At 41.8% G+C, this 12,022-nt stretch carries 9 protein-coding genes; 8 read left to right on the plus strand and 1 reads right to left on the minus strand.

Going from position 1 to position 12,022, the window contains the following annotated elements; all coding sequences use genetic code 11:
• Positions 1-2 precede the first annotated feature (2 nt).
• Genes ATG71_RS06205 through ATG71_RS06220 form a run of 4 tightly spaced genes read left to right on the plus strand, consistent with a single transcriptional unit; the run spans position 3 to position 4,977 of the window.
• Positions 3-1,142 (plus strand): M20 family metallopeptidase, encoded by a 1,140-nt coding sequence (locus ATG71_RS06205; RefSeq protein WP_286162927.1) that lies wholly within the window; start codon positions 3-5, stop codon positions 1,140-1,142.
• Between the two features lie 18 nt (positions 1,143-1,160).
• Positions 1,161-2,906, plus strand: coding sequence for a M28 family peptidase (locus ATG71_RS06210; protein WP_098438880.1), 1,746 nt, complete (start codon positions 1,161-1,163; stop codon positions 2,904-2,906).
• Position 2,907: 1 nt separating this feature from the next.
• Complete coding sequence (locus tag ATG71_RS06215) at positions 2,908-3,918, plus strand: NADH:flavin oxidoreductase/NADH oxidase (RefSeq protein WP_098438881.1); 1,011 nt, start codon at positions 2,908-2,910, stop codon at positions 3,916-3,918.
• A 27-nt stretch (positions 3,919-3,945) separates the two neighbouring features.
• Positions 3,946-4,977, plus strand: a complete 1,032-nt coding sequence (locus tag ATG71_RS06220; protein ID WP_098438882.1) for a ketopantoate reductase family protein — start codon at positions 3,946-3,948, stop codon at positions 4,975-4,977.
• A gap of 678 nt (positions 4,978-5,655) precedes the next feature.
• Here ATG71_RS06220 and ATG71_RS06230 read toward each other — a convergent pair.
• The gene (locus tag ATG71_RS06230) at positions 5,656-7,443 is read right to left on the minus strand and encodes a sigma-54-dependent transcriptional regulator (protein ID WP_098438884.1); all 1,788 of its coding nucleotides are present in this window, start codon (positions 7,441-7,443) and stop codon (positions 5,656-5,658) included.
• Positions 7,444-7,614: 171 nt separating this feature from the next.
• Between ATG71_RS06230 and ATG71_RS06235 the strand changes: the two genes are divergently transcribed.
• From ATG71_RS06235 to pdxA, 4 genes are read left to right on the plus strand one after another with little or no spacing between them, the layout of a single operon-like run.
• Entirely contained in the window at positions 7,615-8,865 is a 1,251-nt protein-coding gene (locus ATG71_RS06235) for a four-carbon acid sugar kinase family protein (protein WP_098438885.1), read from the plus strand.
• Positions 8,849-10,006 (plus strand): iron-containing alcohol dehydrogenase, encoded by a 1,158-nt coding sequence (locus tag ATG71_RS06240; RefSeq protein ID WP_098438886.1) that lies wholly within the window; start codon positions 8,849-8,851, stop codon positions 10,004-10,006. The genes ATG71_RS06235 and ATG71_RS06240 overlap by 17 nt, the downstream gene beginning before the upstream one ends.
• A gap of 11 nt (positions 10,007-10,017) precedes the next feature.
• Positions 10,018-10,917, plus strand: coding sequence for a 4-hydroxy-tetrahydrodipicolinate synthase (dapA, locus tag ATG71_RS06245; RefSeq protein WP_098438887.1), 900 nt, complete (start codon positions 10,018-10,020; stop codon positions 10,915-10,917).
• Between the two features lie 14 nt (positions 10,918-10,931).
• Positions 10,932-11,960 (plus strand): 4-hydroxythreonine-4-phosphate dehydrogenase PdxA, encoded by a 1,029-nt coding sequence (gene pdxA / locus ATG71_RS06250; RefSeq protein WP_098438888.1) that lies wholly within the window; start codon positions 10,932-10,934, stop codon positions 11,958-11,960.
• The last annotated feature ends 62 nt before the right edge of the window (positions 11,961-12,022 follow it).

Below are 12,022 nucleotides of genomic sequence, written 5' to 3' on the forward strand. Positions count from 1 at the left end.
CGTTGGAAGAGGTAGTACAGTTTATCAAAGATAAAGAAGCCGAGATGGTGGATCTGCTGAAGCAGATTGTGGAACATGAAACACCAACTGCAAATAAAGAACTGACAGACAAACTTGGTGCCTGGATTGCAGAGCAGTTTACGAGGTTGACGGGAGGCAGAACGGAGACGATTGTTAACGAACAATACGGAAACCATATCAGAGCTGAATGGGGCGAAGGAGAGGAACAAATTCTGTTCCTTGCTCACTTTGATACCGTGTGGCCGGAAGGGACAATTCAGGAGAAGCCTTTCAGAATTGTGGATGGAAAGGCCTTCGGGCCAGGAGTTTTCGACATGAAGGGAGGCATCATTCAAGGGCTTTTCGCTGTTCATGCCCTTCACTCCCTAGGGAAGAAGTTAAATAAACGTGTCGTATTTTTGTTCAATAGTGATGAGGAACTGGGAAGTCCCACTTCTCAAGAATTGATAGAGAAAGAAGCGGCCAGGAGTGAAAGGGTATTTGTCTTGGAGCCTGCGATGTCAACGGAAGGTGCGTTAAAAACATCAAGGAAAGGTGTCGGTATTTTTCAATTGAAGGTCGACGGAAAACCAGCACATTCCGGAATTGATCCGGAGAAAGGGGTAAGTGCAATAGGAGAGATAGCGTCTCAAATCAGTTATTTACATAGCCTGACGGATCTCTCCATCGGGACAACGGTGAACGTAGGAACAGTCAATGGCGGAACGTCCTCCAATGTCATCGCGGCAACCGCTGTGGCGGAAATTGATCTTCGTGTTAAAGCACAGGAGGAGTTTGAACGGGTCATTCCGATGATTGAAAATCTTGAACCACAAGATGAAAGAACCAGCCTTGTTGTAACAGGGGGAATCAACCGCCCTCCTCTTGAAAGAACCGAGGAGGTCAGGAAGATGTTCCAGAACGCGAAGTCATTGGCGGAACAATACTTAGGATTTGAATTGAAGGAAAAAGAAACGGGGGGCGGCAGTGATGGCAACTTCTCGGCACAGCTCGCACCTACCCTGGACGGACTTGGAGCAGTAGGAGACGGGGCTCACGCAAACCATGAACATTTGATTGTAAAGGAAATGCCGGTGCGCAGTGCTTTGGTAGCCCTGCTGCTGCTGGAATTCGGAAAGTAAATAAGGAAGGGGATTTTTATGGGTGAAATTGTATCGGACCAAAGCTTACTGGATAAAGTCAGCCAAGAAAAATTGATGGAATATACAAGGACAATTTCTTCCGAAGTCCGTTTGTCGGGGTCTGAGGAGGAATGGAGAGCGTTTTTATACGCTAAAGGGGTACTGGACGAATTGGGATTGAGGACGAAGTTGAAGACAAGTAAAGCCTTTGTCAGCTGGCCGATCTCAGCCGATATGAAAGTGGACGGTGTATCTTACCCATGTATTACCCATTCTATGGCCGTATCGACTGGCGGAGAGGGATTGAGCGGGGAGATAGTCTATATTGGGGCTGGAACAGATGAAGAATATGAGTCGGCAGAAGTGAAGGGCAAGGTGCTTTTGATTGACGGGCTGGCTATCCCAGGAGCAGTGGCAAAGGCACAGGAAGAAGGGGCAAAAGGGCTTGTATTCATCAATGCAGAGTACACTCATGAGATGATCGTTTCGACTGTATGGGGAAATCCGACTCCGCAAAAGCAGAACCAGTATCCAAATCTCCCTGTCATTTCAATTAACTACGCAGACGGAGAAAAAGTGAAGCAAAAGTTGAAAGGTAAAGAGAGCCTCCCGATTTGGTTTAAGACCGAGGTGGAAACAGGGTGGAAGGACATCCCTACATTGGAAGCTGAACTGAAGGGGACAGATCCAACTGGATCATTTGTACTGTTCAGCGGACATATCGATTCATGGCATTACGGCGCAATGGATAATGGAACTGCCAATGCGGTGATGTTAGAGGTGGCCAGGGTTCTATCCGAAGAAAAAGTGGAGTTGAACCGGTCTCTGCGTTTCGCTTTCTGGTCCGGCCACTCCCACGGACGGTATGCGGGCTCGGCCTTATACTGTGATGAAAACTGGGAGGAATTGTATGAGTCTTGTGTCTTACATGTAAATATTGATTCGGTCGGGGCCAAGGAGTCGGTTGTTTTGACAGAAGGAAACTGTATGGCTGAAACGAAGGATATAGCCGGGCAGGTGATCAAGGATCAAGTGTCTGAAGAATACGAAGGCTCCCGATTTGGAAGAGCCGGAGACCAATCTTTTTGGGGGCCTGGAGTTCCTTCCTTATTAATGGGCTTATCCGAACAAGTACCGGCCACGACCGCTGCTGCACAAGCATTTACCCGATTGTTTGGCGCTGGCAAAGGCGGTGGATTCGGCTGGTGGTGGCATACCACTGAAGATACGATGGATAAAATTGATCCCGAATTTCTAGAGAGGGATTGCAGAATCTACCTTTCTATTATCGACAAAGCCTGCACAAGTGACGTGCTGCCGATTGATCAGCGGAAAGCGGTAGAAGAACTGAAATCTCATCTGGTTCACTATCAAGAAGCAGCCCCGGAGCTGAAGAAGCTTTCTATTGCTCTAAGCAGAATCAGCCAGCTGCATAATAAAATCAAGAGTGTCTATGAAAGGATAGAATCTGAGAATCTATCAGACGAACAGCTGGCCGAAGCCAATCGCTGGATTCATTCGCTTTCCAAAGGGCTCGTCCACCTTAACTATGTTGGCGGAAATGTATTTGATCACGATCAGGCGATGGGGCAACCGCCGATTCCTTTGCTTGCCGACATTTTAAAATGGAAAGAGATCACTGAAAACGAGCCGGAACACTTTGTATTTCTGACAGGCATAAATCGAAACCTGAATCAGGTCAACTTTATTTTGAAGGAGCTTTTGGAGAAAGCGGGTCAAACGAGCTTACTGAAGGAGGGGTAGAATGGCGGGTCTATTTGACTCTTATCAATTGAAGGATCTTTTGCTGAAAAATAGAATCGTTCTATCTCCGATGTGTCAGTACCAGGCAAAAAATGAAAAAGGGATTCCGGAGATGTGGCATATGATTCACTTGGTTTCCCGTGCCATCGGAGGTACAGGTCTGGTCCTGACGGAAATGACCAATGTCGAGGCGAGGGGAAGGATTACAGAGAATTGCTTAGGGATCTACAGTGATGAACAAATGGAGGAATTCAAAAAGATCAATGAGCAGATTCATCACCACGGTGCCAAGAGCGGCATCCAGATTGCTCATGCGGGCAGGAAATCTGTCATTAAAAATGGAGATATCGTCGGTCCATCAGCGATTCCTTTTTCACCTGATTCTCCGGTGCCGAGAGAGTTGAGCAAGGGTGAAATTGAAGAGATCATTGAAGCCTTTTATCTTGGGGCGAAAAGGTCGGTGGCAGCAGGCTTTGATACTATCGAAATCCATGGTGCCCATGGATATCTTCTTCATCAGTTCCTTTCCCCGGCTTCCAATCACCGGAATGATGAGTTTGGCGACCCTGCTGAGTTTCCAGTCAGAGTCATCAAAGCCATCAAAGAGGCAGTGCCGGATACTATGCCGGTCATGTTCAGGATTTCTGCCGTCGAGTATGTGGAAGGCGGTTATTCCTTTGAAGATACACTGTCAAACTGCAAGAAGTTCATCGCGGCGGGGGTGGATCTGTTTGATGTCAGTACAGGGGCAAACTCACCGATAAAACCGGTTGTCTACCCGGGGTATCAAGTGAAATATGCTGCAAGGATCAAGCAGGAATTAAAGATTCCTGTCATGTCGGTCGGAAAGCTTGAAACCCCGCAGCTCGCTGAAGCGGTTGTTCAGGATGGGCTGGCAGATCTGATTTGTATCGGAAAAGGCATGCTCCGTCAGCCTTATTGGGCAAAAGAGGCTGCTGAAGTATTGAGCAAGGAACTTGACCTCCCAGGGGTCTATAATATGGGATTCTAAAGGAAAAGCGGAGAGGAAGTGCAAGCCATGAAAATTACAATCATCGGAGCTGGAGCGATAGGCGGGGTCGTTGGCGCTTACTTAGCAAAAGCAGGAGAAGACATCCAGTTTGTGGATATTAATTCAGAACATGTGAACACCATGAATGAAAAGGGATTGACCATATCAGTCAAAGAAAATACGTTTACCGTCCCAGTTAAAGCTTTTACGATGGAGGAACTGGTTAAATCTGATCAAGAGCTCGAGGTTGTCTTTTTATGTGTAAAAGCCTTGCATACGAAAGAAGCAGTGAAACAGTTCAAACACTTGCTTCGGGAAGATTCCTTTGTGGTTTCGTTTCAAAATGGCTTATGTGAATATGAAATAGCTGAGGAAATCGGTGCGGATAGGACAGTGGGCTGTTTTATTAACCTGTTCGCAGACTACCAGGAGCCCGGTCTTATTGAATATGGCGGAGTGGGAAGCTTGTATATAGGAGAAGTGAATGGACCTGTGACGTCCAGAGTCGAAAAGCTGATATCCCTGCTGGCTGCCTGGGGAGAAGCAAAAGCGACAGACAACATTTTAGGCTATTTATGGAGCAAACTATCGTACGGGGCGGTATTGACAGCCACCGCTACTACCAATGAAACGATCGCAGATGTTCTTGATAACCCGCAGTATCATGAATTAATCGTTAATCTCACAAGGGAGGTAATAAGTGTAGCGGAGAGGAAGGGAATCGTCCCGAAAAGCTTTGATGACTGGGAGCCAAAAGTTGTTGCACATTCAGATTATGATGGCGTGAGGGAACAGCTTCATATACTCACCAAACGGTTGCGTGGTTACACCAAAACCAGAACAGGAATCTGGCGTGATCTTGCAGTCAGAAAAAGAAAAACGGAAGTCCCTCAGCAGCTCCTGCCCGTCATTGCAGATGGCCGAAAGCTGAATCTTGAACTTCCTCTCACAACTGCACTCGTCCAGATGATATTAGATATTGAACTGGGAAAGAGGCAGATGCAGATCGACAATTTGGATGAACTTGCAAGATTGTCGGATGCTTCTAGTGTGTCGTAATTGGGACACAGGTGAGGACAAAGGGACAGGTTCCTCGTCCTACCAAATTTTCACAAATGTATTTTCGGGCACTGGATGTTCCTGACGCAGCCATCCTCCTTACTACAGTTTGCCAAGTAATTAATTTACCATGCAACGCCAGATACATTTACCAATAGAAAAAAGCCCTACCGATTAAGTTTCTAGTAATCTTGTAGGGCTTTTATTTGAGACAAGAACATGGCTTCACCTTACCTTTATTTCAGGAAGAAGATTATAAATGAGATTTGTATCCTTTTCGTTCACAAGGTCGATAAGCAAATGAAGATCTTTATATTTCTATTAAAAAGAAGTATAAGTAAAGAGGTGATATATATTTGCCCAGGAAAGCCCAAAAGAAAAACAGCTTGGGTATTTATCATATTGTCTTTAGAGGCATCAACCGCCAGATAGAAAACATAGAATGAGATCAGGGTTACATCCGGGAAAAGCTGCTCAGAATGAGAGAGAGATTGCTGGGATCTTGAAACAGAGAAATTTAAATATTCTTTGTGAATCCCTCGCACCTTCGTGCCCTTCCAATACCCCACTCCTCTACAAGCTCTTCTTAATTCCAATCTCGTTGTCTTCTTTCCGTTTTACCCTTTAGTGAAATGCTGATGAATGTGGCCGGGACGGTGAACCTATCCCCCTGTCCCTTTATTTATTTAAATACCTCCACAATGTTGTCCGGCTGATGCCAAGCTGCTCAGCTGCTAAAGTCTGGTTGCCGTTATGCTGGTCAATGACCAGCTTAATCAGCTCTAAATTAAATTCATGTAAGGTTTTGCTGCTGTTCAATGAAATATTCATTCCTTCTTCTGTATGAGGAATATTCCCAACAATTTTCTGCTTGCTCAGTATACTATTGACATTAGTGCTCGATATATAGAGGGATTTAGATAAGAATACTAATTCGGTTAGGACTTGTTTTAATTGTTGGAAATTCCCTGGCCAATTAAATTGGGAAAGGGCAGCCAGTGCCTTGGGCTCGTACCCGAGGATATCGGTATTATTTTCAATATTTACCTTGTTTAGAAATATCGTTAATATCACTGAGATTTCATTTTTTCTTTCTCTTAATGCAGGAAGATGAAGACTTATACAATTCACTCTTCTCATTAATTCTTTATAGGATTCTGATGTAATTCCCTCAGACGTTTTTTCGCAAAAAATGATCAGTCGATTATTTAAGTGGAAGTTCGTAGATTCCATAATCGTGAGTAACTTTTCGAGGTTTTCATTTGAAATTTTATCAAAGTAGTTAAATTGAATTGTATTACCAACTTTAAGGAAAGGGCCGTTACTTGTGTTTAAAAGATGTTTCCACATTGTATCATTGAGTAAGTTGGAATTAATCGAAATCAATGTATGATTGTTAGTATTTTGGCTGGTGAATACACTTTGCGAAACGATCTCTTTCCCGGTGCCTCTTTCTCCCAGTACGATTATCGGCGAATTACTTGAGTTGATTTGTTTGATTTTCTCGGCGATTTCGTACGTGATAATAGGATTTTTGTATAAGTTTTTATTTATTTTTTGTTCCACTTCTGACTTATCTTCATATGTAACTCCGAATTTAGAGCTCATGATCGGTGTTACCGATTTTTGGACCGTTACAATATAGTAAGTATCATCAGTCTTATTTGAAATCGTTACTTTTAAGTTATATAGAGTGTTGTGTATTGAATGGTAATAAGTATGTGATTCATTGAATGGAGTGTTCTCTTTTTTATTCAGCAAATAGTGATAGATGGAGTCATTAATTTGCGGATCTAAACTTGAATAAATCAATTCAAACTGACTGGATAAAATCAAGCAGTCCGTTTTGGAATTTTCAATTGCTTCTATAAATAAGCTGTTTTGTAATTTAAATTTTTGAAGGTGGGTAGTCAGCTCTATTGCTTGTTCAAAAGTATGTTTAATGCTTTCACTTCCTGATGTAATAAGGATTGTATTAAACGAAATTTCCAGTGCCAGTTTATTCGTTATGGCATCGCAAAGAACTAATTCAATGCCGCTGCTTTCTAGTGATCTTAGTAGACTTAACGTATCACTTGAATCATCTATCGTATAGATCTCTACAGAGTAATCCAATATGTCACAGATCAAATGGGCCGTTTCAGTAATACTTGAATACCCTACAATGGCAAATTTAGAGGTATAGTTCGTTGCTAATTTGATTGCTCCTATTATGTCATAAACAGATATTGAAACATCGATAACTGGGATGGATATATTCTTCCTGATTAGGTCGGCTGTACCTCCCCGTGATATGACAATATCGTAATCGTTATGAATTTCCTTCAGGGCCAGATTCTTCCCTTCCTGTAAATCCCCAGTATACGTTTTGAGCAAAAGGTTAGTGAAAGTAGATCCTACATTTTCCATTGAGTATCTTAACTCTTCATAAGGTGCGATACCAAGGATTTTGATTATCTTTTGCATTTGAATTCCCCTTGTGTGTTTCTTTTTTAAACACTTTAGCACGAATTTCTGAATTTTGGTAGCGCTTTCTGTTTTTGGGTTTCAAATTGAAACAACAAAACTTAAATTTTTGTTTTTTTAGATAAATTATCATCCTATAATCAACTTATAAGGTACTAAGGTGGTGGACAGATGATAAGGGTACTTATAATTGCCGATGATTTTACGGGAGCACTTGATACTGGCGTCCAGTTCTCTAATTACGGTGTTCATACTGTAGTGACCTCTGATTTAGAGTTTGAATTTGATGAAACGACAGATGGAATAGAAGTGCTGGTTTTTAATACGGAATCAAGGTATTTGAATAAAAATGAAGCATATGAAGTGATTAAGAAGATAGCCTTAAAAGCTAAGGAAGAAAATATTCAATATATCTTTAAGAAAGTTGATTCAGCCTTAAGAGGAAATGTCGCTTCTGAGTTGAAGGCATTGAGTGATGTTTTCGAAGATGGACCCATTCCTTTTATACCGGCGTACCCGGAACAAAATCGCTACAGCTGCGAAGGAATATTACTTATAGATTCTGTACCAGTAAATGAAAGCGTTTTTGGGAAAGATCCATACGAACCAGTAACGGAAAGCCATATCCCGGCTCTTCTGCTGAAAGAAGCAGAACTAACAACATATATTACAAAAAAATATACCATCCCGCCAAATGAAGAAAGAATTTTGTTAATGGAAAGCCACTCTGATGAGGAGATGGTATCTCAAGGAAATGACCTATTAATGAATGGTGCATTGAATATAACGGTGGGATGTGCAGGGTTTGCTAAAGCATTGGCACATATTATTTATAAAAAAAGGGATACACCCGAAGACGATAGTTACCTTTCATTATTGATTGTATGTGGAAGTGTTAATCCGGTAACAAAGAAACAAATTGTTTTTGCGGAAATGAATGGTTTCGAAAGAATATCTTTAATGATCGAGCAGCTTTGGGATAAGCACTATTGGGATACAGTAAAGGGGCAAGAAAATATAAACCGCTATTTAAAAAATGAAAGCCCTTTAATGTTTGAAACCTTTGGGAATGTATCGGAAGATCAAGTGAATCGGCTGGCTGATCAAAGTCATGAACTAAGATTCAGGATAGCACAGTCACTCGGATATTTAGTGAAAAATCTTATGTCAAAAGGTAATAAGAGAACATGGTTATTTACTGGGGGAGATACCTTATTTCAATCGATGAGAGTATTGGGGATTACAGAAGTTAAACCTCTGAAAGAATTATTCCCTGGAATTGTTCTTGGGACGATTGATTTTCAGGAGGAAAAACATTATGTCATTACCAAATCAGGAGGATTCGGTGATGAAGATCTATTTGTAAAATTAAATGAATTGAATAAAGAAAGAGGAGATGCGAAATATGTTGAATCAGTTTAATTTAAAGATGCCGACAAATGTGTTTGCAGGTCCGGATGCCATGCAAAACCTCCATGCCATTCTCAAAGACGGTGTGGCAAAGATCACCATCTTTACAGGTGAACACATATATAAACTTGGGTTGCTCGACGAGGTCATCCGTATTTTAGAAAAGAATGATATCAAGTACGACATTTTATCTGATATACCAGCAGAGCCATCTTATTTACAGGCTCAAGAAGTCATTGACCAGTTTAAAGCATTGAACTCTGATCTGATCATCGGAGTAGGCGGCGGAAGCGTGATGGATATAGCTAAATTGGCATCAGTGTTATCTACTGATGATTATACGGTGAAGGATCTGCTGGATGATCCGTTACTAGCTAAAAAGCAAGTACCTTCATTGATGATTCCTACCACAGCGGGTACAGGATCTGAAGCGACTCCCAACAGCATTGTAGGTGTACCTGAAAAGGATTTAAAAGTAGGTATTGTAAATAGTGAATTAATTGCCGACCATGTTATTTTGGATAGCAGCATGATAAAAAGCCTGCCTAAACCGATTGCTGCTGCAACAGGAATTGATGCCCTGGCCCATGCTATAGAATGTTTCACTTCGAAAAAAGCAAACCCGATCAGTGATACATTTGCACTGGAGGCGCTGGATTTAATTTTGAATAACATTCTCGAAGCCTGCACAAATCCTGATGCACTTGAAGCTAAGCGTAATATGCTATTAGGCTCTTTCTATGCGGGGGTGGCGATCACATCCTCAGGGACGACTGCTGTTCATGCCTTGTCTTATCCTTTAGGCGGAAAATACCACATTGCTCATGGTGTTTCTAACGCAATTCTATTGACACCAGTTATGAAATTCAATGAGCCGGTTATCAAAGACCTTCTGGCTAAAGCGTATGACCGGGTTGTAAAAGAACCTAATAAAGAATTGGCTGTAGATGAAAAATCGAAATATATCATTGATTGGTTGGAAGAAATCGTAAATACACTTGAAATCCCAACCAGTTTAAAAACGTTTAATGTGCCTGAAGAAGATCTTGATGGATTGGTCGAGGCTGCAATGCTAGTCCAAAGATTGCTGGTGAATAATATGAGGGAAGTAACACCAGAAGATGCCCGAAAAATCTATCTGGAAATTATGTAGGGGTGAATAGTATGCCAAACAATTTGCAGGGAATCATCACACCCATTGTCACACCCATGAATGACAGTGAAGAAGTGAATTATGAAGAACTCGTCAATCAAGTGAACAGAGTCATTGAGAATGGTGTCCATGGCATTTTTACATTCGGTACGAATGGTGAAGGTTATATTTTAAGCGAAGAAGAAAAAGTCCGTGTAATGGAAACAGTCGTTGAGGCTGTAGAGGGAAGGGTTCCGGTATATGCCTCAACAGGTTTGATTGGAACACAAGATACCATTCGCTTGTCCCTGGAAGCAAAGCGTGTGGGTGTCGACTACCTGTCAATCATCACACCGTATTTTGCAGCAGCAACCCAGGAAGAGATTTATACCCATTTTAAAACAGTTGCCGAAGCGGTTGATATGCCAATTGTTTTATACAACATTCCAGCCAGGACAGGTAATGCCATTCAGCCAGCGACTGTTGAAAAACTAAGTCAGATTGACAATATTGTCGGTGTCAAAGATAGCAGCGGCAACTTTGATAATATTCTGCAATATATCGAAAGAACAAGAAATAGGAAAGATTTTTCAGTGCTGTCAGGTAACGATTCCTTAATATTATGGACTCTGCTTGCCGGGGGAACAGGCGGTATTGCAGGGTGTTCGAATGTTTATCCATTTACGATGGCCCAAATATACGAACAATTTGTAAATGGCCATATCGAAGAAGCCCGCAACTATCAAGATTCAATCAGAAGTTTCAGGGACTGTTTTAAATATGCAAATCCCAATACGGTGGTAAAAGCTGCAGTTGAACTGCTTGGCTATCCGGTCGGGAAGTGCCGGGCACCATTCAATCAAGTATCTGATGTAGGAATTGTAGCATTAAAATCAGTATTAAATGAAAATGCTGAAGCTGGAATGAAGTAGTCAGGAGGGACATTATGAAAAAAGTTATCGGAATCACAATGGGAGATCCGGCGGGTATCGGACCTGAAATCTCAATCAAGGCTTTTCAAAAGAATAGCTTATATGAAAAATGTAACCCCTTACTTATTGGAGATAAAAGTGTCATAGAGAGCTATTTAGAGAAATTCCCAGAGATAGATCTTAAAGTAAATGCCATTACTTCACCTGAAGATGCCTTGTATGAGTGGGGAACAATGGATGTAATGGACTTAGCCTCTGTAGACGCGTCGACATTACAAATTGGTGAAGTGTCCAAGGAAGCCGGAAATGCGGCCTATCTTTATGTTGAAAAAGTGATTGAATTGGCACTTAAGGGGAAAGTGGATGCAACCGTTACGAATCCATTAAATAAAGAAGCGTTAAACCTGGCGGGGCATCACTTTGCCGGCCATACTGAAATTTATGGAGAGCTTACAAACACTTCCAAGTTTTCGATGATGCTCGCTGATGGTGATTTAAGAGTGGTTCACGTTTCAACACATGTATCTTTAAGACAAGCCTGCGATTTAGTGAAAAAAGAAAGAGTATTCGATGTCATAAAGATTGCAAGTAATGCCTGTGTAAGCCTGGGTATCGAAAATCCAAGGATTGCTGTGGCGGGATTAAATCCGCATTGTGGAGAAAATGGATTGTTTGGTACGGAAGAAATGGATGAGATCATCCCTGCTATCGAGGCAGCTGAAAGTGAAGGGATGAATGTATTCGGCCCATTACCTGCAGATACCGTTTTCTCAAAAGCCCGGGGCGGCATGTATGACATCGTTGTGGTGATGTATCATGACCAGGGGCATATCCCGTTAAAACTATTGGGATTTGTATTTGATAAAGAACAAAATAAATGGAAAGAGGTTTCCGGTGTTAATATTACACTGGGATTACCGATTATCCGGACCTCGGTTGACCATGGAACAGCATTCGATCAAGCAGGTAAAATGACAGCGAGTGAACTTAGTCTTGAAAATGCAGTAGATTACGCAGTGAAACTGGCAAATAATGTTGATTGAGAAGTAAAGTGAACAGTGTTGATTTAATTGAAAATGAAGAAGGTATATCTCATTGAATCAAC

Source organism: Bacillus sp. es.034, assembly GCF_002563655.1.
Classification (GTDB): domain Bacteria; phylum Bacillota; class Bacilli; order Bacillales; family Bacillaceae_B; genus Rossellomorea.

Excerpts from the sequence above, each read along its gene's own strand:
- ATG71_RS06230 (WP_098438884.1), bottom strand. The coding sequence starts at position 7,443 with ATGCAAAAGATAATCAAAATCCTTGGTATCGCACCTTATGAAGAGTTA.
- ATG71_RS06240 (WP_098438886.1), top strand. The coding sequence starts at position 8,849 with ATGTTGAATCAGTTTAATTTAAAGATGCCGACAAATGTGTTTGCAGGT.
- ATG71_RS06215 (WP_098438881.1), top strand. The coding sequence starts at position 2,908 with ATGGCGGGTCTATTTGACTCTTATCAATTGAAGGATCTTTTGCTGAAA.
- ATG71_RS06210 (WP_098438880.1), top strand. The coding sequence starts at position 1,161 with ATGGGTGAAATTGTATCGGACCAAAGCTTACTGGATAAAGTCAGCCAA.
- dapA (WP_098438887.1), top strand. The coding sequence starts at position 10,018 with ATGCCAAACAATTTGCAGGGAATCATCACACCCATTGTCACACCCATG.
- ATG71_RS06220 (WP_098438882.1), top strand. The coding sequence starts at position 3,946 with ATGAAAATTACAATCATCGGAGCTGGAGCGATAGGCGGGGTCGTTGGC.
- pdxA (WP_098438888.1), top strand. The coding sequence starts at position 10,932 with ATGAAAAAAGTTATCGGAATCACAATGGGAGATCCGGCGGGTATCGGA.
- ATG71_RS06235 (WP_098438885.1), top strand. The coding sequence starts at position 7,615 with ATGATAAGGGTACTTATAATTGCCGATGATTTTACGGGAGCACTTGAT.